The organism is Parabacteroides sp. CT06 (genome assembly GCF_002257605.1).
Taxonomy (GTDB): Bacteria; Bacteroidota; Bacteroidia; order Bacteroidales; family Tannerellaceae; genus Parabacteroides; species Parabacteroides distasonis.
Map to the genome: position 1 here is coordinate 1,248,745 of NZ_CP022754.1, position 23,596 is coordinate 1,272,340.

At 45.5% G+C, this 23,596-nt stretch carries 18 protein-coding genes; 13 read left to right on the forward strand and 5 right to left on the reverse strand.

What is annotated here, in order from left to right; all coding sequences use genetic code 11:
- Nucleotides 1-12: 12 nt before the first annotated feature.
- Nucleotides 13-1,047, reverse strand: a complete 1,035-nt coding sequence (locus CI960_RS05440; protein WP_005858283.1) for an aldo/keto reductase — start codon at nt 1,045-1,047, stop codon at nt 13-15.
- 96 nt (nt 1,048-1,143) lie between these two features.
- Between CI960_RS05440 and CI960_RS05445 the strand changes: the two genes are divergently transcribed.
- The 9 genes from CI960_RS05445 to CI960_RS05480 all read left to right on the forward strand — a co-directional run bounded on the left by CI960_RS05445 (nt 1,144) and on the right by CI960_RS05480 (nt 15,795).
- The gene (locus CI960_RS05445) at nt 1,144-1,920 is read left to right on the forward strand and encodes a Cof-type HAD-IIB family hydrolase (protein WP_005858281.1); all 777 of its coding nucleotides are present in this window, start codon (nt 1,144-1,146) and stop codon (nt 1,918-1,920) included.
- A gap of 34 nt (nt 1,921-1,954) precedes the next feature.
- Nucleotides 1,955-2,497 carry a carbonic anhydrase gene (locus tag CI960_RS05450; RefSeq protein ID WP_005858279.1) on the forward strand — a complete coding sequence of 181 codons (543 nt, stop codon included), beginning with the start codon at nt 1,955-1,957 and terminating at the stop codon, nt 2,495-2,497.
- Between the two features lie 186 nt (nt 2,498-2,683).
- Entirely contained in the window at nt 2,684-2,845 is a 162-nt protein-coding gene (locus CI960_RS23345; protein WP_005858277.1) for a hypothetical protein, read from the forward strand.
- Between the two features lie 233 nt (nt 2,846-3,078).
- Nucleotides 3,079-4,083 carry a M28 family metallopeptidase gene (locus tag CI960_RS05455; protein WP_005858275.1) on the forward strand — a complete coding sequence of 335 codons (1,005 nt, stop codon included), beginning with the start codon at nt 3,079-3,081 and terminating at the stop codon, nt 4,081-4,083.
- Between the two features lie 525 nt (nt 4,084-4,608).
- Nucleotides 4,609-7,755 (forward strand): SusC/RagA family TonB-linked outer membrane protein, encoded by a 3,147-nt coding sequence (locus CI960_RS05460; RefSeq protein WP_005858273.1) that lies wholly within the window; start codon nt 4,609-4,611, stop codon nt 7,753-7,755.
- Nucleotides 7,756-7,770: 15 nt separating this feature from the next.
- Entirely contained in the window at nt 7,771-9,726 is a 1,956-nt protein-coding gene (locus tag CI960_RS05465; RefSeq protein WP_008779507.1) for a SusD/RagB family nutrient-binding outer membrane lipoprotein, read from the forward strand.
- Nucleotides 9,727-9,835: 109 nt separating this feature from the next.
- Nucleotides 9,836-10,201 carry a hypothetical protein gene (locus CI960_RS05470; RefSeq protein WP_005858269.1) on the forward strand — a complete coding sequence of 122 codons (366 nt, stop codon included), beginning with the start codon at nt 9,836-9,838 and terminating at the stop codon, nt 10,199-10,201.
- Between the two features lie 465 nt (nt 10,202-10,666).
- Nucleotides 10,667-13,834 carry a SusC/RagA family TonB-linked outer membrane protein gene (locus CI960_RS05475; protein WP_005858267.1) on the forward strand — a complete coding sequence of 1,056 codons (3,168 nt, stop codon included), beginning with the start codon at nt 10,667-10,669 and terminating at the stop codon, nt 13,832-13,834.
- A gap of 41 nt (nt 13,835-13,875) precedes the next feature.
- Entirely contained in the window at nt 13,876-15,795 is a 1,920-nt protein-coding gene (locus CI960_RS05480) for a SusD/RagB family nutrient-binding outer membrane lipoprotein (protein WP_005858265.1), read from the forward strand.
- A 76-nt stretch (nt 15,796-15,871) separates the two neighbouring features.
- Here the strand turns inward: CI960_RS05480 and CI960_RS05485 are convergent, their stop codons facing one another.
- Entirely contained in the window at nt 15,872-16,678 is an 807-nt protein-coding gene (locus CI960_RS05485) for an alpha/beta hydrolase (protein WP_005858263.1), read from the reverse strand.
- A 168-nt stretch (nt 16,679-16,846) separates the two neighbouring features.
- Nucleotides 16,847-17,728, reverse strand: a complete 882-nt coding sequence (gene fabD, locus CI960_RS05490; protein WP_005858261.1) for an ACP S-malonyltransferase — start codon at nt 17,726-17,728, stop codon at nt 16,847-16,849.
- Between the two features lie 139 nt (nt 17,729-17,867).
- On the opposite strand from fabD, the gene CI960_RS05495 reads away from it, so the two are divergent.
- Together CI960_RS05495 and tatC are read left to right on the forward strand one after the other, a co-directional pair.
- On the forward strand, nt 17,868-18,062 hold the full coding sequence (locus CI960_RS05495) for a twin-arginine translocase TatA/TatE family subunit (RefSeq protein ID WP_005858259.1): 195 nt from the start codon (nt 17,868-17,870) through the stop codon (nt 18,060-18,062).
- 6 nt (nt 18,063-18,068) lie between these two features.
- Entirely contained in the window at nt 18,069-18,896 is an 828-nt protein-coding gene (gene tatC, locus CI960_RS05500; protein WP_005858256.1) for a twin-arginine translocase subunit TatC, read from the forward strand.
- A gap of 68 nt (nt 18,897-18,964) precedes the next feature.
- Here tatC and CI960_RS05505 read toward each other — a convergent pair whose 3' ends face one another.
- Complete coding sequence (locus tag CI960_RS05505) at nt 18,965-19,837, reverse strand: arginase family protein (RefSeq protein ID WP_005858254.1); 873 nt, start codon at nt 19,835-19,837, stop codon at nt 18,965-18,967.
- Nucleotides 19,838-19,955: 118 nt separating this feature from the next.
- Here CI960_RS05505 and CI960_RS05510 point away from each other — a divergent pair, with 118 nt between their 5' ends.
- Nucleotides 19,956-22,262 carry a GH92 family glycosyl hydrolase gene (locus CI960_RS05510; protein ID WP_005858252.1) on the forward strand — a complete coding sequence of 769 codons (2,307 nt, stop codon included), beginning with the start codon at nt 19,956-19,958 and terminating at the stop codon, nt 22,260-22,262.
- Nucleotides 22,263-22,322: 60 nt separating this feature from the next.
- Here CI960_RS05510 and CI960_RS23765 read toward each other — a convergent pair whose 3' ends face one another.
- Nucleotides 22,323-22,457 carry a hypothetical protein gene (locus CI960_RS23765; protein WP_005858250.1) on the reverse strand — a complete coding sequence of 45 codons (135 nt, stop codon included), beginning with the start codon at nt 22,455-22,457 and terminating at the stop codon, nt 22,323-22,325.
- Nucleotides 22,458-22,590: 133 nt separating this feature from the next.
- On the opposite strand from CI960_RS23765, the gene CI960_RS05515 reads away from it, so the two are divergent.
- Nucleotides 22,591-23,589 carry an isoaspartyl peptidase/L-asparaginase family protein gene (locus tag CI960_RS05515; RefSeq protein ID WP_005858249.1) on the forward strand — a complete coding sequence of 333 codons (999 nt, stop codon included), beginning with the start codon at nt 22,591-22,593 and terminating at the stop codon, nt 23,587-23,589.
- Nucleotides 23,590-23,596 lie beyond the last annotated feature (7 nt).

Genomic DNA, 23,596 nt, shown 5'->3' on the forward strand with positions numbered 1-23,596 from the left:
TCTAGCCTCCGTCTAGAACCTCAATTGAGAATTCAATTCCGGGAACTGCGCTTGATGCCAATACGGGTAGATCGGGGTCGTCTGGCTTGCCATATCGAGGCGCTTCACCTGCTCCGGGCTGAGGCTCCAGCCTACGGCCTCTAGGTTCTGCCTTAGCTGCTCTTCCGTGCGGGCACCTATGATAAGGCTGCTTACTGTAGGCCGTTGCAATAACCAGTTCAAGGCGCATTGGGCTACGCTATGCCCGGTCTCCTCGGCTACCTGTTCCAATACCTCCACGATGTCGTACAGGCGTTCGTAAGAAGTAGCCTCGTCAGGTATCGGGCTTCCTCCGCGAGCGACACGCCCGTCCGTCGGGATCGGGTTATTCCGGCGGTACTTCCCGCCCAGACGTCCGGCGGATAAGGGGCTCCAGATAATGGCGCCCACCTTCTGGTCGATGCCTAGCGGCATCAGTTCCCACTCGAACTCCCGGTTCAGCAAGGAGTAATAAACCTGTTGGGCCACGTACCGGCTCCATCCATACCGCTCCGATACGGAAAGCGACTTCATTAAGTGCCAGCCGGAGAAGTTCGAGCAAGCGATATAACGGACCTTCCCGCTCGTCACCAAGTCGTCCAAGGCTCGGAGTGTCTCCTCTACCGGGGTATTCGCATCGAAACCGTGCATATGGTAAATGTCGATATGATCCGTGTTCAATCGTCTCAGGCTCGCCTCGCACGCCTGTATCAGATGGAAACGGGAAGAACCGATGGCGTTACGGCTCTCCGGGCTGAGGTTGAAAGTCGCCTTCGTGGAGATCAAGAGGCGATTCCTCAATCCGTGGATCGCCTTTCCCAAGATTTCCTCGGAAAGACCGTTGGAGTAGACATCCGCCGTATCGAATAGATTCACCCCGGCGTCCAAGCAAAGATTGACCATACGGGTAGCCTCTTCCACCTTGGTATGTCCCCAACCTTCAAAACCATTCGTGCCACCAAAAGTAGCCGTACCTAAACAAAGTGCCGGAACGTATAATCCGGAACCTCCTAGTTGTCTGTATTCCATAAAAAACTATATCTATTATTTGATGAAGGAAATGAAAATACAAATGTAACAAATAAAGTGTATCTTTGTCATTAAAAGAAGATAATAGGTATAAGTATGATTAAGGCAGTATTTTTTGACATTGACGGTACGTTGGTAAGTTTCAAGACGCATAAACTACCGGACTCCACGGTCCGGGCCTTGGACCTGTTGCGAGAAAAGGGAATCAAGGTTTTCATCGCTACCGGCCGCCAGTTGCAATCTATCAATAACCTCGGGACGCAAGAGTTCGATGGCTATGTTACCTTGAACGGAGGATATTGCTTGGCCGGAAAAGATAAGGTTATCTATAAACATAATATCCCGTCGGGGGATATAGAGGCGTTGATCCGCTATCAAGAGAATGAGGAGGCGTTCCCGTGCGCCTTGGTGGAGGAAGATGGGATTTACCAGAACTACGTGGATGATTCTGTGCGACAGCTTTACGACATGCTAGACTTCCCTCATCCTCCCTTGCGTCCTTTGCGTGGCAACGGGGGTAAGGAAGTATACCAGCTGATAGCCTTTTTCTCTCCCGGCCATGAAGAACGTATCATGTCCGTCTTGCCGCATTGCGAGGCTACTCGCTGGAACCCGCTATTTGCGGATGTCGTGCCGCGGGGGAGCAGTAAGGCGGTAGGGATCGATAAGATCATCGAGTATTACGGGATCTCGCTCCACGAGACGATGGCTTTTGGCGATGGAGGCAACGATATGGCCATGCTTCGCCACGCCGGGATCGGGGTAGCCATGGGTAACGCCGGCGACGAGGTGAAAGAGGCGGCGGATTACGTGACCGACTCCGTAGATGACGATGGTGTCATGAACGCTTTAAGACATTTCGATGTTATATAAATAAACAGTTTAATAACGCTAAATCACAAACGCTATGATTGATGAATTGGTAAGCTATAATCGTGAGTTCGTAAAGAACAAGGGGTATGAGAAGTATATCACGAATAAATATCCCGATAAGAAGATCGCCATCGTGTCTTGCATGGATACCCGGCTGACCGAGTTGCTACCCGCCTCCTTGGGCATCAAGAATGGAGACGTGAAAATTATAAAGAACGCAGGGGCGATCATATCCCACCCCTTCGGAAGCGTTATCCGGAGCTTGATGGTGGCGATTTACGAGCTTGGGGTTGTAGAGGTAATGATAATCGGGCATACCGATTGTGGAGCCAAGCACATGAATAGCTCCGAGATGATCGAAAAGATGAAAGAGCGGGGAATCCCGCAGGAACGAATAGATATGATCCGATATTGCGGTATAAACTTCGAGTCGTGGTTGCGGGGATTCGAGACCTCCGAGGCTTCCGTGCACGAGACCGTGGAGCAAATTCGGAATCATCCGCTGATTCCGTCGGATATAACGGTAAGAGGGTTTGTAATAGACTCTGTTACAGGTGAATTAACGCCGGTGGAGTAATCCCCGGCGTATTTAGACTTATTTGCACAATTCATAAATAATCGAAAAAATGAAATATTTTATTATGTTCTACAACATTGTTTCGGATAAAATGGTTATCTTTGTAACGAATTAAGAAAGAAAGATCGTTTTAGGATTATTTATTAACTGGCTTTCCAAGCGTGGGAAGCGTAAAACAAAAAGATTATGATGATGAGAGAAAATGAGAAAAGCCTTCGTGCTTTAGCGATGTTGCGTTATCAAGCAGATCGTTACCAGTCAGCTGGCAATGGTGCCATGAGTCAGCGATTAAACGCTGAGATCCGTCGCCTTATGAGCGAAATGAGTGTAGATGCGGATAAGAACTAAAAGACTGCGTCTTTTTTAAGTAAAGAATTAAAGTAAGAAATAAATTAGATGTCATCTCTTACCTCCGTTCAAAACGGAATGGTGAGAGATAGGAAATGAGGATTACCTTTGGCAATACGGCCGGGTGAGCCTTTTTTTGTGCCCTTTCCTTTCCTTCTCCTTCGCGTATCAGGGAAATTACTTATATTTGTGAATGAAAAAGCTAAAACAATAATCATTTGAACACAAAAGCGATGAAAAAAGCAGGATTACTCTTAATGTCGCTGGCATTAAGTACGGCTCTTTGGGCGGAAAGTCCGGAGAAGAAAGGTTTGGACGTGATAAATAGATCGACCGCCGAGGCGCATATCGGTTTCTTGGCCGATGATGATCTGGAGGGCCGTGAGGCCGGTTTCCGTGGAGGCCGTATAGCGGGAGATTATATCGTGGCGAACTTGAAGTCCTTAGGTATCGATCCCGTGGGCGATTCCTATTACCATCCGTTCGAGGCTTACCATCTGGAACGCCAGAAAAGAGGAGCCCGTTGGCAAGTCCACCCGGACTCGGTGGCCGCTATCAAGCAGACCGGTGTTTTCCAGAAGCTATCCTTGAATAATATATTGGGTAAGATAGAGGGGAAGAACCCGAACGAGATCGTGATTGTCGGCGCTCACTATGACCATCTGGGTATCGACCCGATGCTGGATGGCGACCAGATCTATAACGGGGCGGACGATAACGCCTCCGGAGTCTCTGCCGTTTTGCAGATAGCGAGGGCTTTCCTTGCCACGGGCCAGCAACCGGAGCGAACCGTTGTATTCGCTTTCTGGGACGGTGAGGAGAAAGGGCTTCTCGGATCGAAAGCCTTCGTTCAGTCTTTTCCAGAGATAAAGAACGTGAAAGGATATTTGAATTTCGATATGATCGGCCGTAACAATAACGAGGCGAAGCCTACCCATGTGGTTTATTTCTATACGGAGGCGCACCCTGCTTTCGGCGATTGGCTGAAGAACGATATCAAGAAATACAACTTGAATCTGGCACCGGATTATCGTCCGTGGGATAACCCGGTAGGAGGGAGTGATAACGGTTCCTTCGCAAAGATAGGTATCCCTATTATCTGGTATCATACCGACGGGCATCCGGATTACCATCAACCGAGCGACCATGCCGACCGGATTAATTGGGACAAGGTGGTGAATATCACGAAGGCCTCGTTCCTTAATATGTGGTATATGGCGAATGAGAAAGATTTTTAGAGATTATACTTCTTTTTCAATAGAAGATATCTAATAAAAGTAAGTTAACTTCATCGGCGAAGTAAGTTAACTTACTTTGGCATTTTAATTAACTTACTTTGCTAATGAAGCTGGCTTGCTTTTATATTCTGAAAAAACGCCTGAATTACTGTGATTTCATATCTTACCGCAGATACTTAGTTCTACATGAACTCAAGTCGATTTTAACTTAAAACCGTTTATATTTCTAATTTTATATTGTAAAACATAAAAATAAGGAAAGATTTATTTAATTATAATAACACAATATAATGAATATTTCATATCTTTGCCTCCGATATAAAATGTGCTAGGTATTTTGGCGCCAACTAAATAAAACAACTTCTACTTAAGAAAAGTTCATGTAGGACTCCGATAGTTAGCCCATTTTTTATTTGAACTTAATTACGCTAGAACTCAGGAGTGAGTGTATGTATGTGAATAATTTTAAAAGACAAATGTTTCGCCAAGACATTGTCTAATTATTTATCAATAAAACCATCAGTTATGTTGAAAAACTTTAAACCTGTCAGCTTAATTCTATGTGCGGGTGCGTTATGCTTCTCGGGAAGCATGTATGCCAACATCGCACCTGTTGAGCAAGGTACCTCTATCTCCCAGCAAAACGGGAAAGTAACAGGTACAGTGGAAGATGATTTCGGCCCAGTGACCGGAGCGTCAGTTGTCGTGAAAGGCACGACCAATGGTACGATTACCGATATGGACGGTAATTTCACCTTGGAAGGTGTCAAGAATGGTGATGTAATCCAAATCTCATTCATTGGTTACTCCACCATGGAAATTACGTATACCGGCCAACCGGTAGGCGTTATCAAATTAGCGGAAGACACCCAGAAATTGGATGAGGTCGTGGTTACGGCCTTAGGCATGAAGCGATCTGAGAAGTCCTTGGGTTATGCGATGCAAGAGTTGAAGGGAGACGCTTTGCTGGATTCTCGCGAGAGCAATATCGCCAATGCGTTGTCCGGTAAGGTTTCCGGTTTGCAGGTCGTTCGTTCTAGTGGTAGTGTAGGCGGTTCTTCGAAGATTGTACTTCGTGGTGCGAACTCTTTGACCGGTTCTAATCAGCCGTTGGTAGTTGTAGATGGTACTCCGATGGATAACTTCACCGGTGGTGTAGATGATGCTTGGGGTAACTCCGGTACGGATATGGGTAACGGTCTTTCGGATATCAATCCAGAAGACATCGAGTCTATGTCTGTATTGAAAGGTGCTTCCGCTGCCGCTCTTTACGGTTCTCGTGCCGGTAATGGTGTTATCTTGATTACGACGAAATCAGGAAAGAAGAATGATGGTCTGGGTATCAATGTGAACTTTGGAGTTACGGCGGATACTCCTTTTATGTTGCCGGAACTGCAAAGTTCTTTCGGACAGGGTTCTGTTGGTGCTTACAATGACCAAACCAATCTGAGCTGGGGTCCGAGGATTGAAGGACAGACTATTACTACGTATGACGGACGTCAAGTGCCAATGGCCGCTTATGACAATATTGGCGCTTTCTTTGGTACAGGTACCTCTTTCAATGAAGGCGTAAGTTTCCAGCAAGATGTGAATGGAACCTCTATGTTCTTTTCTTTCAATCGCCAAGATGACTCGGGTGTAACCCCAGAGCAAAGTCTGAATAAGACGAATTTAACGTTACGTGCTACCTCATTTTTGGATGAGGCTAAGAAATGGAAGGTGGATGCGAAGGTGAACTATGTAAACCAAAACGCCCATAATCGTCCGATCATTGGTATAAACCCATCCAACGCATTTTCAACCGTTTATAATTTGCCTCGCTCTTTGAATGTTCTTGATTTTGAGAACTGTGTGGATGATCAAGGGAAAATGGTTTGGTATGATAAAAGTAATAGTCCACAGGAGAACCCTTATTGGGTAACTCAATACCGTCAGAACGACGATACGCGTAATCGTATTTTAGGAAATGCTTCTTTAAAATATGCTCCTACGGATTGGTTTGATATCGAGCTGAGAGGAGGTACTGACTATTATACTACCACGACTACTCAAAAGTTATATTCAGGAGGTAATACGAAGCCGGAAGGTAGCTATTCTGAAGGTTCTGAGACATTCTATGAGAATAACTTTAGCTTCTTGGCTACGGTGCGTAAGGATGATTTGATCAGCAAATTGGGTGGTTTTGTTACATTTGGTGGTAACATCATGCAGCAGAAACGTACCAAAATGAATGCAAGTGCGGGAACGTTGTTGGTTCCTGATTTGTTTGATGTCAATAATGGTGTTGATAAACCTTCTATTACATCTTCTTTGACCCAGCGTAAAATGAACTCTTTGTACGGATCTCTCCAGTTGAACTGGGATGGTTGGTTGTTCTTGGATGTTACGGCACGTAATGACTGGTCATCCACTATGTCAAAAGAGAATCGTTCTTATTTCTATCCTTCTGTTAGCTTATCTGCTGTAATCTCTGATATGGTACAGAAAAACGGAGGAAGTATGCCTGATTGGTTTAGTTTCGCGAAGGTGCGTGCTTCTTTCGCTGAGGTAGGTAATGATTTGGATCCTTATCAGTTATATAATGTATATACAATTTCTAAGGATGCTAATGGTAATAGTATGGCTTCTGCCGGAAGTACCTTGTTTGACTCTTCGGTTAAGAGTGAGTTGATCAAGTCTTGGGAGGTTGGTGCCGACTTACGTTTCTTCAATAACCGTTTTGGTATTGATGCCGCTTGGTATAAGACAAATGCGACCAATCAGTTGCTGAATATTCCGATGGATGCTTTTTCCGGATATGAATCTCGAAAAGTGAATGCGGGTAATATCCAGAACCAAGGTTTCGAACTTTCGTTGAATGGTGCTATTATGCAGACTGCTAGTGGGTTTAACTGGGATGCGCAAGCTCATTTCTCTTTGAATAGAAGTAAGATCTTGGAATTAACCGAAGGGGTGACTGTCTATGATATCAAGACTGTGGATGTCTTACAGATTGCCGCTACCGAAGGTGGTAAATATGGTGATATTTATGGACAGAAATTTGTTCGCCACAATGGGCAGGTCGTGGTAGGTGAAGATGGTCTTCCTTTGATTACGACAGATAAAGAGTTGATTGGTAATCAGAACCCGGATTGGATGCTTGGTCTCACGAATAATTTCTCTTATAAGGGTTTTGATTTGAGTTTCTTGATCGACTTCCGTATAGGTGGTGAGATTTACTCGGCGACGACTTCTTCTTTGCATAAGAATGGTAACGCTGCCGGAACGGTCGTGAATGGTGATCGTGCTGATTTCGTGGTTCCAAACTCAATCATGAAAAAAGGTGATGAGTATGTGAAGAATGATGTCGCTGTTACGCCTCAAAGATATTGGGAGCGTATCGCTTCTTCAGGAAACTATGGTTTGCCGGAGGTGTTTACGTATGACGCTACGAATATCCGTTTGAGAAATATTACTTTAGGATATACGTTCAATAAGAATTTGTTGAAGAAAACCCCGTTCCAAAAGTTGCGTCTGTCCGCGACTTGTAATAACGTATGGATGATTGTTTCTCATTTGCCGGGTATCGATCCTGAATCTGTGGCAGCTACAAATACGAATGCGGTAGGATTCGAGAATGGTGGCGCGCCTACAAATCGTTCTTATACATTTAATTTAACTGTAGGATTCTAATAGAAAGGAGATAATATGAAAACGAAAAATATCATTATATTAGGAGCCTTGGCGGTCGCTTCATTGACAACGGTTACAAGTTGTAATGACTTTGAGGATATCAACAAAGACCCGAATAAGGCTGATTTGGAGCAAGTGGAACCGGAATGGTTCTTGAATGGCTCCATTGGAGATGCTCAAATGAACCCTGAAATAGCAGAACGTATTTTTATTTTGTATTGGAAGCGGGCTGCTCGTTTTGATCGGGGTAGCGGTTTCGCAATCGGTACGGATAATGATGACTATAATAGATTATACTTGACTTCGAACTCGTATGGCGTAGGTTGGTTGAATAAGGCGAATCAAGCGATAGAGGTCGGAGAGGAGAAAATCAAATTAGATGTGGATAATGCCTATCCTTATTATCGGAATATCCCGAATATGGCTCGTATTTGGAGAGCTTATTTGAACTCTGAATTGTCTGATAACTTTGGCCCGATACCGGCGTTATCTGCTTTTACCGGTGTTCCTGGAGAATATAATAAGGTGGAGGATATCTATACCTATATATTGAAAGAGTTGAAAGAGGCGGTCGCTTCTTTGGATGAGAGCATTGATATGAGTGCGATGTCCAAATATGATCCGTTTTTTGGTGGTGACATAAAGAAATGGAAAAAGTATGGAAACTCTTTGCGTATGCGTCTAGCGATGCGTTTGACTGCGGTCAATCCTTCTTTGGCGCAAGCTGAGTTTGAGGATGCTGCCAAGGGTGAGTTTATCGCCTCTATGGATGATATCGCCCAGGTTGCGGAGAAAGATGGATGGGATCCGTATACAGGTGTCATGACAAGAACTTGGAATAACCAAGCGATGTCTACTACTTTCAATAATCTCGTAGTGGGACTAGGCGGTGTGGAATTTCCTGTTCCTGATGAGTTGAAATCCAATTTGAAAGATCCTTATACTTACTTAGGCCAGAATGTCAGCCTGCATTTCCCAACAACCACAAATGATCCTTGTGCGGGCTATTTTTTCGATGGTATCCCACAATATATCGATCCTCGTGCGCCTCAGTTGTATAGCATTCCGGGGTATGATGACGGAGTGGTTTATCCTTCTTATATAGGTGCCGCTTCCGAGGTAAAGGATGAGATAACATTGATTGCGGGAGATTATACGGATGTGCTGACCGGACAAAAAGTTTCCGCGCCGGAAGTAAAACTTCCCATGAAATATTCTTGGACGACCGTTGTTGCCGGAAACTGGAACGATAAGGCCGGTTTAGTTGGTGACTATACAAGTTATAACTACAACTTCCCTTCTTTGGCTGATAAGTTCCGTCATAGCACGAACAAACGTGTATGGTTTGGCCCGTGGGAAAGTTATTTCTTGTTAGCGGAAGCTGCGGTTTATGGTTGGAATGTTCCGGGTAGCGCAAAGGATAATTATGAGAAAGGTATCGCCGCTAGTTTTGAATATAACGGTGTTTCCGATAAACTCTTAGAATATTTGCAATCTAAGGCTTATAACCGTGTAGGAACATCTGTAGCTTTCGATCATACGGTAGAGGCTAAGGCTTATACGATCAACTATTACGATGCATATACGAAACAGAATAAGACAACGACTTATGAGTATCCTAAAAATACGATCTATAAGAATGGTCAGTATAATAATGATGCATTGACTAAGATCATTACGCAGAAGTTCATCGCTCAGAATCCTTGGTTGCCTTTGGAAGTGTGGTCTGATCACCGTCGTTTAGGTTTGCCGTTCTTCGAGAATCAAGCTGTAGAGGCTGCTTACAATCCAACTAACCAAGTGTTGTTAACTCCTGCTACTTGCAAGGAATGTAAAGTAGAGTTCTACCCGAAGCGTCTTCGTTACCCGGCAGTTCTTCAAACCAATAACTTGGAAGGGTATAACCAAGCTTTAGAAAGACTTGGTGGTCCGAACATGACGACAACTTCTTTGTGGTGGAATATGAAATAATATGAATAGTATTTTTACTGCAAAATAATAGGAATCCTCACGTTGGGATGTATCATCATTCAACGTGAGGATTTATGTTTTTAATGTTAAACTTTTAAATTTTACAGTTATGAGAAAGTTATTAATGGTATTGTTTTTATTTGGAACAATTAGTGTTTTTTGCAATGCCCAAATAGATGGTTATTATGTAAAAGACAGTGGTAATCTAGCGCTTTTTGCGGATGGAGAACCTAGGACTAGTAATTCAATTGGTATTGAAGCTGGGAAATCAGTGGAAATTCGTTTTACTCAACCTTCTACTGGAGATTTCTTGTGGCAAAAAATGAGTGGTAGTGACTATATTCAATTTAATCCCGGTGGGTCTGGACGTTTTGCGTTAATTTGGACACAGAGTGCAAGTAAAGGGGACTCGGCTGTTTTTTGTGTCACAGACAAGAATGGTGATGTGCTGACGATTACTATTCATGCTTATTAGACTTTATAGGAAATAAAGATATCTACTTCTTGTCTTTTCTTGTCTTTTGACAACTTTGTATTGTAACTGATTCGGAAATTATAGAGAATAATATTCTTACGAGAAAAGGGCGTATCGATGTAAATGTCGGTACGCCTTCTTTTTTTTGTGGTGATGATTTGTATGGGTAAACTGGAACTTTTATTGGCTTCTGAAGTGAATAACTAACGGCTTCCTGCCTCTTTTACGGTTTGGTTATCCTTTGGTTAAAATTTCTGTAAATCAATTTTTTATGGATGTTAGTAAGGATAACTCTTATTCGTTTTGTCTGTAAGGAGAGAGTAGTTGCGGTATCCTCACCAGTTACCTCTTGTATATGTTAAACTCAAAACATATCTGCCCTTTTTATGTTTATACAGGATAAATGACATTTGTTGACGCAAAAACTAAAACATTGTCTAGAAAAATAAACAAAAAACAGTAGTTATGTTGAAAAGATTCAGACCAGTCAGCTTAATCCTGTTGGTAGGGGCGCTTGGGTTCTCGGGAAACTTATACGCCACGCCTATGTCCGGGATTCCGAGGGTTGACATTTCACAGCAAAACGCAAAGGTGTCGGGAATAGTTGAGGATGCCTTAGGACCCGTTACCGGGGCGTCCGTAATCGTGAAAGGAACTACCAATGGTACTATGACCGACTTGGACGGACATTTTACCTTGGATAACGTGAAGAAAGGGGATATCATACAGATATCGTTTATCGGTTATACCTCGCAAGACATCCCGTATACTGGCCAGTCCGAGATTACGGTTAAACTCGTGGAAGATACCCAGAAACTCGATGAGGTGGTGGTGACCGCCTTGGGTATGAAACGGGATAAGAAAGCCTTGGGTTATGCCATGCAGGAGTTGAAAGGGGATGACCTCTTGGCCTCCCGTGAGCCGAACTTGGCGAACTCCCTTTCCGGTAAGGTTTCCGGTTTGCAGATCGTCCGTTCAAGCAATGGCGTAGGAGGGTCTTCTAAGATCGTACTTCGTGGTAACAACTCCTTGACGGGTAGCAACCAGCCCTTGATCGTCGTAGACGGTACCCCGATGGATAACTTCACCGGTGGCGTGGATGATGTATGGGGTAACTCCGGAGCGGACATGGGTAACGGCCTTTCGGATATCAACCCGGAAGATATCGAGTCCATGACGGTATTGAAGGGTGCTTCCGCCGCCGCCCTTTATGGCTCACGTGCCGGTAACGGCGTGATCTTGATCACTACCAAGTCCGGACGTAAGAACGAGGGACTCGGTATTACGATCAACGCCGGTATCACCGCCGAGACGATTTTCCTGAAACCTGATTTACAGAACGACTTCGGACAAGGCTCCGTGGGCGTTTACGATAACCAATCCCGCCTTAGCTGGGGACCGAAAGCCATGGGACAAATGGTAACCGATTGGAGAGGCAACCAAATCCCTCTGCATACTTATGATAATATCGACGCTTTTTTCCGCACCGGAACCTCCTTTAACGAGGGTGTCAGCTTCCAGCAGAACATAAAGGGTACGGCGGTATTCGCCTCCGTAAACCGTTCCGACGATGCTAGTATCACCCCACGCTCAAAACTAAACAAGACGAATATTACCTTGCGTGCCACCACTTTCTTGGATGAGGCGGAAAAGTGGAAAGTAGATGCCAAGGTGAATTATATCAATCAAAACGCGCATAACCGCCCGATTCAGGGCGTGAATCCCTCGAACGCTTTCAATACGATCTATAACCTGCCTCGTTCCTTGAATATCCGCGAATTTGAGGATGACGTGGATGAGCAAGGCAATATGATTTGGTATGACGCCTCCAAGAATCCGCAGGAGAACCCTTATTGGGTGACCCGTTATCGCCAGAACGAGGATACCCGTAACCGTTTGTTAGGAAATATCTCCTTGAAATATGCCCCGACCGATTGGTTCGATATTGAGTTGAGAGGTGGTACGGATTATTATACCACGACGAAGAGCGAGAAAGTATATGCCGGTGGTAATACCAGTCCGAGAGGTCTGTATACCGAGGGATCGGAGACCTTCTATGAGAATAACTTCAGTTTCTTGGCTACGGCCCGGAAGGATAACTTGATCGATCGGCTGGGAGGCTTCGTTACTTTCGGTGGTAACTTGATGCTCCAGCAGCGTAATAAGATGAACGCTTCTGCCGGAGAGTTGTTGGTGCCGAACTTGTTCTCGCTGAATAATGGCGTGAATAAGCCGACAGTCACTTCCGAGTTGATCCGCCGTCGTATGAATTCCTTGTATGGGTCGTTGCAGTTGAACTGGGATGGTTATCTGTTCTTGGATGTTACGGCACGTAACGATTGGTCGTCTACGATGTCGAAAGCCAACCGCTCTTATTTCTATCCATCTGTCAGTTTATCGCTTGTGATCTCAGATATGTTGCCGAAGATTGGCGGAAGCATGCCGGATTGGTTCTCTTTCGCTAAGGTACGTGCCTCCTTCGCTGAGGTAGGTAACGACTTGGATCCGTATCAATTATATAACTTCTACTCTGTAGGCAAGGACCCCAACGGGAATACGACGGCGAAACCGGGTAAGGTACTTTACGACTCGGACGTACGTAGCGAGTTGATTAAATCATGGGAGGCCGGTTTCGATATCCGTTTCTTCAATAACCGATTGGGCTTGGATGCCGCTTGGTATAAATCCAACGCTACCCGCCAGTTACTGGATTTACCGATGGATCCGTTCTCCGGCTATGCTTCCCGTAAGATTAACGCAGGTAACATTCAGAACGAGGGTTTGGAGATCTCCTTGAACGGTACGATTCTAGACAATCCCGCCGGATTGAGCTGGAGCTCTACGGCGCAGTTCTCCTTGAACCGGAATAAGATCAAAGAATTATACGAGGGCGTGAATCTATATGATATAAAGACGTTCGACGCTATCCAGATCGTAGCTCCGGTAGGTGGTTATTATGGTGAGATCTACGGGCAGACCTTTATGCGTGTGACCGATGAGAATAGTCCTCACTATGGAAAGATCGTCGTAGGTGATGATGGTTTGCCTTTGATCTCTACCGAGAAGTCGAAAGTAGGAAACCAGAGTCCGGATTGGATGATGGGTTGGACCAATAATTTCTCTTATAAAGGTTTTAACCTGAGCTTCTTGATAGACTTCCGTATCGGTGGTAGCATCTATTCGGCGACAGCCTCCAACCTGTATACCCGGGGTAACGCCGCCGGAACAGTGGTGAATGGTGATCGTGCCGAATTCGTGGTACCGAATACCGTGGTTCAACAGGGTAGTGGTTATGCGGAGAATACGGTCGCCGTCACTCCCCAGAACTATTGGGAGCGTATTGGGTCTACCGGAAATTATGGTTTACCAGAGGTTTATACCTATAGCGCCACCAATGTCCGTTTGCGTAATATCACCTTTGGCTACGAGTTCAATCGACAGATGTTGAAGAAAACGCCTTTTCAGCGTGTACGTCTATCCGCTACTTGTAACAATGTTTGGATGATCCATTATAACTTGCCGGGTATCGACCCCGAGTCTGTTGCCGCCACGAATACCAACGCTACCGGATTCGAGAATGGAGCTGCGCCGACCAGTCGTTCCTATACGTTTAACGTAACCGTGGGATTCTAATGGAATACATGATAATTTGAATTACGATAAAAATGATGAAGATGAAAACAAGAAATATACTTTTTACCGGATTGGTATCGGTGGCTGCTCTTCTTTCTTCCTGTAATGACTTTCAGGAGATCAATGAGGACCCGAATCTTGTGGGAGAGGATAAGGTGAAGCCCCAATGGTTCCTGAATGCCTCTATCATGGGAGACCAGATGAACCCAGAGATAGCCGAGCGTATCTTTATCTTGTACTGGGACCGTGCTTCCCGTTTCAATAGGGGAAGTGGTTTTACGATCGGTACGGATAACAATGATTATAGTACGATCTACTTGAGTAATGATTACGCCGTAGGTTGGCTGAATCAAGTGACCAAAGCGATCCAGCTGGGAGAGCGGATGGTTGCCAATGGGGAGGCGGATACCTATCCCTATTATAAGAACGTAATCCAGATGTCCCGTATCTGGCGTGCTTACTTGAACTCGGAAGTCGCTGACGGTTTCGGGCCGATCCCAGCGTTAGCCGCTTTCTCCGGTGTACCGGCTGAGTACGATAGTGTAGAGGCTATCTATCAATTTATATTGAAAGAGTTACGGGAAGCTGAGTCTGCGTTGGACCCCTCCTTGGATATGTCCGCTATGGCTAACGAGGATGCTTTCTATGCGGGAAATGTTGCGAAATGGAAGAAGTACGCCAACTCCTTGCGTATGCGTTTGGCGATGCGTATCTCGGCTGTCGATCCTGCCTTAGCGAAAGCGGAATTTGAGGATGCCGCCTCTAAGACATTTATTTCCGAGCCAACCGATATCGCTTCCGTGCAGGAGAAAGAGGGTTGGGATGAGCTGACGAGCGTGATGTCTCGTCCTTGGAATGGGCAGGCGATGTCCGTGACGTTTAAGAACTTGGTAGTTGGTTTGGGTGGACAGGAATTTCCGTTGCCGGACTCCTTAAAAAGCCATTTGAAGAATCCATACGATTATCAAGGTTTATATTTGAACCAGCACTTCCCGCTGACGACGAATGATCCGTGCGCCGGTTTCTATTTCGACGGTATACCTCAATATGTAGATCCCCGTGCCCCGAAGTTGTTTAGTGTAGTGGGCTGGGATGATGGTGTGGTTTATTCCGATTATATCGGTGCGGCCAGCGAGGTGAAGCCGGTTCACTTGAAGAATCCGGCGGATAATACCCAGAATATGTTGACGATCGATCCGAAATATACGTGGGGCACTTGGGTCGCCGGAGAATGGGACGTGAAAGCCGGTCTGGTAAGTGAGCTGACAGGTAAGAATTATAATTATCCCTCTATATCGAAACAATATCGAATGAGCACCAATAAGCGTGTCTTCTTCGGCCCGTGGGAAAGTTACTTCTTATTGGCGGAGGCTGCGGTGAAAGGCTGGAAAGTTCCGGGAACGGCTAAATCCAATTATGAGTCTGGTGTTACGGCTAGTTTTGAGTATCATGGCTTATTGAGCCAAGTCGGTGATTACCTATCGTCTCAGAAATACAACCGTGTAGGTACTTCCGTCGCTTTCGACCATACGACAGAGGCGAAATCATATACGATCCGTTATACGGACCCCTATACGAAGGAGGTAAAAAGCCGTACGTATGAATATCCCCATAACTCGATCTATCGGAATGGCGCTTATAATAATGACGCCCTTACGAAGATTATCACCCAGAAATATATAGCGCAAGTTCCTTGGTTGCCGGAAGAGGCTTGGAGCGATCATCGTCGTTTAGGTCTTCCTTTCTTCGAGAACCAAGCGGTAGAGAAGGATTACAACCCATTGAATCAAGTTCCTTTGACGGTCGCTACCTCTAAGGAATGCCGTTGGGATTTCTACCCGAAACGTTATCGTTATCCGGCGAATATCCAAACGAATAATCAAGCGGGTTATGCGCAAGCTCTCCAGCTTTTGGGCGGCCCGGACTTGACGACTACTCCACTTTGGTGGAACGCTAAATAGCGAACCTGCTTGGTCTGTTTTATATATACTTTTTCGGTGTCACGCATTTATTTGTGTGGCACCGTTTTTTTGAGATTTACTCAATCGTGCTTAGCCATTTCTCCAGTTCGTCAGTCCATTGACGTTTGTATACGAAGTTGTCCCGGAACCCAAAACTATGGCCGCCTTTTGGGTAAATATGTAAGGAGGCGGACACCTTGTTTTTTAGCAAAGCGAGATAATAAAGCACGCTATTCTCCGGGCTAACCGCCTCGTCATCCGAAGCCAACGCTATAAAGGCGGGAGGTGTCAGTGCGTTTACGTGCAATTCCAGAGAGAAAGCTTCCTCTTCCTCATGCGTGGGATTCGCTCCTAATAGCCGTTCCCTCGATTTAAGGTGCGTTAAATGAGGTAGCATACTGATAACCGGATAAAGGAGTATTTGGAAATCTGGACGTGCGTCGTCTACCCCGAATATTGCGGCATGCCCGGCGATATAACCGCCAATGGAGGCACCCATGACACCGACCTTCGTAATCTTCCACTCTTCCGAGTAATTATGGAGGATGCGGAGACCTTGGCGAACATCGTCCAGAGGAACTTCCCTATGTCCGTTCGGCATCCGGTATTTCAATACGGCATAAGTAATACCTTGCGCGTTAAACCATGCGGCCATATCACGCCCCTCATGTCCGATCGAAATCTTGGAAAGTCCGCCACCCGGACACATCAAGATCGCCTTGCCATTCGGCTTCGTCGCCGGATAAACCAATAGGGAAGGGTTCGATATATTGGATATGGCATTCGGGGCATCTTCCAATTCTACGCCGGCCAATCCATTACTAGTGGGCGCTCCATCCGGCCAAAGTAGGATAATCCTATTTTTCTGTTGTATTGTTTCCATTTTCTATATTCTGAATTGTGTTTATAGTATAAAACAACGTTGGCCTTTGATTAGTTTAGCATTCAAGATCTTTTCGAATCATCATCGTATATAAAAAAGTCCGGAAAAGACGAGGAAAATCACCCTCCATCCTTTTCGGACTTTTATCCTATTACATTGAAAGATAAATTATTGCATACCTTCCGTAGTCATTTCCTTATTGATCTTTTTAACTAATCCCTGAAGAACGGCACCCGGGCCTAACTCGATGAAATGAGTGGCACCGTCGGCGATCATGTTCTGTACGCTTTGGGTCCAACGTACCGGGGCGGTTAACTGTGCGATCAAGTTAGTCTTAATTGTTTCCGGGCAAGTCTCGGCTTTCGTGCTTACGTTCTGGTAAACCGGGCAAGAAGGTTTATTGATCGTCGTAGCCTCGATAGCGGCAGCCAACTCAGTACGAGCTGGTTCCATCAATGGAGAATGGAACGCTCCACCTACTTTCAACTTCAAGGCACGCTTAGCGCCTGCGGCCAATAACTTCTCGCAAGCCTGATCGATACCGGGGATAGAGCCGGAGATTACCAATTGGCCCGGGCAATTATAGTTAGCGCAAACCACTACCTCGTCCTTGATGCTCGCGCAAATTTCCTCAACCGTCGCATCCGGCAAGGCTAATACGGCGGCCATTGTAGAGGGAGTTGCCTCGCAAGCCTTTTGCATAGCCATGGCACGTTTGGAAACTAATACCAAGCCGTCCTCGAAAGACAATGCTCCGGCAGCTACCAAGGCAGAGAATTCTCCTAATGAGTGACCTGCGGTCATATCCGGTTGGAATTGATCACCTAATGTTTTCGCGAGAATGACAGAGTGTAAGAAGATCGCTGGTTGAGTAACTTTGGTTTGTCTCAGATCCTCGTCTGTTCCGGCAAACATTAAATCCGTGATACGGAAACCAAGGATCTCGTTAGCCTTCTCAAACATCTCTTTAGCAAGAGGATTATTATCGTAGAGGTCTTTGCCCATACCTACGAACTGTGCCCCCTGACCGGGAAATACGTACGCTTTCATCTTTCTAATTTTTTTCTAATTTCAGTTTTTTAAGACGGTGCAAAGGTAATAAATTTGGAATAATGAGGCTACTATTCATTACAAATTGTATCTTTGCCCCCATAGAAACGAGAATATTAATGACTAATATTATAATATCATGAATGAATTACTATTTTTAGGAAACTTAGGTACAGGCGAGATCGTGATCATCGCCATTGTTGTGTTATTGCTTTTCGGTGGTAAGAAAATTCCTGAGCTGATGAAAGGTATCGGTAAGGGCGTGAAGAATTTCAAGGACGGTGTAAAAGGATTGGAAGACGATATCAAATTAGACGATACGGAAAAGAAGTAAAGGAAGATGCAACAAGAAGAAATGTCATTCTGGGATCACCTAGAAGAACTTCGTTGGACTTTATTTCGTTCTATTTTAGCGCTCTTTGTTTTTGCTATAGCCGGGTTCTCGGTAATGCCGTGGCTGTTCGATAATGTCGTGATGGCCCCGTGTAGCTCCGATTTCATCGTCTATCGGGAAATGTGTAAGATTAGTTCTCATTTTTCTTTTCTCCCGGACTTTTGTAATGATACTTTCCATGTGAACATTGTCAATATCAAGCTGGCTTCCCAGTTCTTCACGCATATGACAAGTTCTTTCTGGTTGGCGTTATTATTGACTTTCCCCTATTTGATGTGGGAGATCTGGAAGTTCGTAAGTCCGGCTCTTTACGAAAATGAGAAGAAAAATGTACGTTGGGTATTCTTGTTCGGAACGATAATGTTCTTTATCGGATGCTCAGTGGGTTATTTCTTGGTGTTCCCGATGACACTACGTTTCTTGGCGACTTACGAGTTGAGTGCCGCCATTACGGAACAGGTATCCCTTGATTCTTACATGGATAACTTCTTGATGTTGATATTCGTGATGGGAATCGTATTTGAGATGCCATTGGTATCTTGGCTATTATCTCAGATAGGGCTGCTAAACCGCTCGTTCTTTCATAAATACAGACGGCATGCTGTTGTCGGCTTGTTAGTTGGTGCGGCGTTCATCACTCCAAGTAGTGATCCGTTTACGTTAAGTATCGTATTCTTACCGCTCTACGGTTTGTATGAGTTGAGTGCGTTCTTCGTGAAAAAAGCCCCAAAGGAAGAAGACGAGGAGAATGAGGAAGATAATAATGAGGAATAAATCCCGAAAGTTATAATAATGTAATATAAAAAAGACGTAACTCTGTTTAAGGGCTACGTCTTTTTTTATTATTTCAATAAAGGTAACCGGTCCAGCATATTCCTTAGCTTGATGGCTATACGAGGCATCGGCTCGGCTACCGTAAGACCTACCAGATCATACTTGGATGCTATATTGTTGATAACACGTACGACCTCGTCTATTTTCATCCCGTTAGGCTCTACGCCGACTCCCGCTATCATATCCGCCGGATCGATTACGTCCATATCGAAGTGAACGACAACTTTGGATGCGCCCGTCCCTTTTAACCACTTGAGGATGGAGGAACTATCCTTCGCCACCTCCTCTGGTGATAAACCTTTTATACCTAAGTTCTTCTGCCGTTCTTTCATGCCCTCATCCCACGAGCGTAAACCTACGATTAAGGTATTCGAGACCTTGAACTTTCCCGGTAATAATTGAAGAATCTCTTCATCACCCATCCCTAGACAGGCCGTAAGGGCCATCGCATGATATCCCTTATACTCGTCATACGGCAAGTTTATATCCGGATGTGCGTCTATCCAGACAATGGCTATATCATCCGGATATTTAGCAGCCAGATAGGTGAAGGGTACGACACTTACCGAACATTCGCCCCCTAAGGTGACAATCTTTTCTGGAGCGTTTTCGTGCAGTAATTCGAGGGCTGCTTTTGTTTGTTTCAGAATAACCTTGCGGGCGCTGATCCCTAGATCCGTTTCTCTATCGTTTATATCTAGTGAGATGGGTACTTCCACGGTTTTCTGGGGACTTGGGGGAGCGAGGATATTGAGTAATTGAGCTCCTAGGTAATACCCTCTGGAAGCGTCGTCCGCAGGAAGGTCGGGCATCCAATGATTCACGATCCCACCTTGCCATTGGGGATAGATCAAACGAAGTGTCGATGTTTTATCTTCCATGTTATCGTAGTTTTTGTACAAAGTTAAAGGATTCCACCGAATTCTCGTCTTGATGAAAAAAGATTTTCTCCTTGATGAAAATAGATTCTCATCATAATGAAAAAAGATTTTCACCCCGATGAAAATAGAAAGTTTTCCCCGTAAACTGTTTCTCTTTCGAAATAATTTATGTATGTTTGCTCAAACTCAAAACGAATTGCATAACATGAAGCACATGTCTATATTGGCGGTCTCTTTGCTGGCACTCGTGGCCTGCACGCCTGAAAAGAAACAGGAGGCGGATTACTCGCAGTATGTGAACCCCATGATCGGTACGGATTTTACCGGCAATACCTACCCGGGAGCCCAAGTTCCTTTTGGTATGGTACAATTGAGCCCGGATAACGGTTTGCCGGGTTGGGATCGCATCTCGGGGTATTTCTATCCGGATACGACGATCGCCGGCTTTAGCCATACGCACCTTTCCGGTACGGGGGCAGGCGATTTATACGATATCTCTTTTATGCCCGTGACCCGTCCTTATAAAGAGGCCCCGGCGCCGTTAGGAATCTATTCCACGTTCTCGCATAATGACGAGGCGGCTTCCGCAGGATATTACCGGGTATTGCTGAAGGATTATAACATTAACGTGGAGCTTACGGCTACCGAGCGTTGCGGTATCCAGCGGTATACCTTCCCGGAGGCCGAGGCTTCGGTATTCTTGAACTTGAAGAAGGCGATGAATTGGGACTTTACCTTGGATTCCAAGATCGAGGTGGTAGACTCTACGACGATTCGTGGATACCGCCTATCCCAAGGCTGGTCTCCCTTGCAGCATGTTTATTTCGAGACCCGTTTCTCTAAGCCTTTCGTGGCTTGTCATATGGATACGACTTCTATCGTGACCAAGGAAAAAGGTTGGATCGGTACGGCCTATGTGGCCCGTTTCGATTTCAATACGAAGAAGGATGAGGAAATCCTTGTCACGACCGGAATCTCTGGCGTCAGCATGGAGGGAGCGGGAAAGAATTTGCGTGCGGAAGCCCCGAAGGATGATTTCGATTACTATCAAGCGCAGGCTAGCGCGAATTGGAACCGACAGCTTTCCAAGATTGAGGTGAAGAGCCGGAATACAGACGATATGGTGAAATTCTATACGGCCTTGTATCATTCCATGATCGCCCCGACGATCTATAGCGACGTGGATGGTTCTTATTACGGCCCGGATCAGCAAATCCATAAAGCGGACGGATGGACGAATTACTCTACTTTCTCTTTATGGGATACCTACCGTGCCTCCCATCCGTTGTTTACGTATACGGAGCCGGAACGGGCGAATGATATGATCAAGGGTTTCTTGAAGTTCTATGAGCAGAACGGGGCTTTGCCTTTATGGAACCTTTATGGCTGGGAAACGAATATGATGATCGGTTATCATGCGGTGCCCGTTATCGTAGACGCTTATCTGAAAGGTATCGGTGATTTCAATGCCGAGAAAGCGCTGGAGGCTTGTATAGCGACAGCCAACCGGGATGACTATCGGGGTATCGGCGATTATAAGAAGTTGGGCTACGTACCGGCTTATAGCGATCCGAAAAAATGGGAGAACTGGTCTTTATCGAAGACCTTGGAGTATGCCTACGATGATTATTGCATCGCTAAGATGGCTGAGAAGATGGGTAAGAAAGAGATCGCCGACGAATTCTTTAAACGTTCACAGAATTATCATAATGTGTACAATCCGGCAACTTCCTTTATGCAGCCTCGTGATGAGAAAGGAAACTTTGCCGCTAATTTCAGCCCCGATGATTATACGGAAGATATTTGCGAGAGCAATGGTTGGCAATATTTCTGGTCCGTGCCGCAAGATCTGGACGGTTTGATCGGATTGGTAGGAAGTAAGGAACGTTTCGCCGAGAAATTGGATAGTATGTTTACCTATGTCCCCAAATCGGATGAGGAATTGCCTATCTTTAGTACAGGCATGATTGGTCAATATGCGCATGGAAATGAGCCGAGCCATCATGTGATCTACTTATATAATAAGGTCGGCCAGCCTTGGAAGACCCAGAAATACGTGGCTCAGGTATTACATGACTTGTATCTGAATGCTCCGGACGGTATTTGCGGTAATGAGGACTGTGGGCAGATGTCCGCTTGGTTTGTGTTCAGCGCCATGGGATTCTATCCGGTTGATCCGATCAGCGGCCAATATGAGATCGGTTCCCCGTTGTTCCCGGAGGTGAAGATGCATGTAGGCAATGGCAAGATCTTTACGGTTTTGGCTCCCGAGGTCTCTGCGGAGAATATTTATATCCAATCCGTGAAGCTGAACGGACAACCTTATGATAAGAGTTATATCACCCACGAGCAAATCATGAGCGGGGCGACATTGGAGTTCGTCATGGGCAGCCAGCCGGGACCGGTATGGTATACGAACGAATGAAATAGCTCTCTATGATATAATGAAGAGAAGTGCCGTGGTCATATCGCCACGGCACTTTTTTTAATCCGGTTCATGCGAATCTTTCCCATAAGCCTTGACAATATCCTTTACGATGTACCAGAGTACGAACACGACCATTATGCTTCCGATCAATATCTTTCCCACTCTTATGATAGAATCGATGTATTCTTCCATAATGTTATTATTTAAGAGATTACCGTTCGAGGTAAATGTACGGATAAAAATCGGGAAATAAGTCTATGTCTCTAAGATAATTCAGATATTTGTTCTATTTTTGAGCATTGTATAAATGATTAAATATAATAGCATGTTAAAACAAATGATAGCCTTGACGGCTTTGATGGTGTCATCCATTGCTTTTGCGCAAGACCGGGAGTATGTAATCGTGGTACATGGTGGTGCGGGGGCGATGGCCGGATTGGAGGAAGATCCGGTTAAGTCGGCTCAATATTACGCCGCATTGGACTCCGCTTTAATGATTGGAGATAAGGTCCTTTCTGCGGGAGGCGAGGGGCCGGAAGCGGTGATGGCCGTAATCAATTACTTCGAGGGAAATCCGTTGTTTAACGCCGGAATTGGTGCTACCTGTACGGTGGAGGGAACTTTTGAGTTGGACGCTTCCATCATGGAAGGCAAGGATTTAAGCGCAGGCGCTGTAGCTGGCTTAAAACACGTGAAGCATCCGATCAATGCCGCCTATGCCGTAAAGACAAAATCTCCGCATGTCATGCTGAGCGGAGCCGGTGCTGAGGAGTTCGCCAAGGAACAAGGCTTGGAAATGGTAGAAGACAATATGTATTTCGCTACGCCCAAGACGATGGAGTGGATCGAGAAGTTAAAGCAAGAAAGTAAGAAGAACGGTACGGTAGGCTGTGTCGTTCTGGATAAGCAAGGAAACTTAACGGCCGGGACCAGTACCGGCGGTATGTTCAAGAAACGTTGGGGGCGTATCGGTGATTCGCCCGTGATCGGGGCGGGAACGTATGCGGATAATAACAGTTGCGCCGTCTCCTGTACGGGGCATGGCGAGTATTTTATCCGTCATGCGGTAGCGTTCGATGTGTGTGCCCGCTATAAATACCTTAAGGAAAGCGTAGAGAAAGCGGCGGATTATATCATCCATACGGAATTGAATACGAACGCCGGCAACGGCGGCTTGATCGCCGTGGATAAACTAGGAAATATCGCCATGCCTTATAACAGTGGCGGTATGTTCCGCGGATTCTTGTATAAGGAGAAAGGTAGCCCGGAAATTAAGAAGGGCTGCGGTATCGGAAAGAAGATCGTTGTGGTAGGGGAAAAGTAGTTTTTTG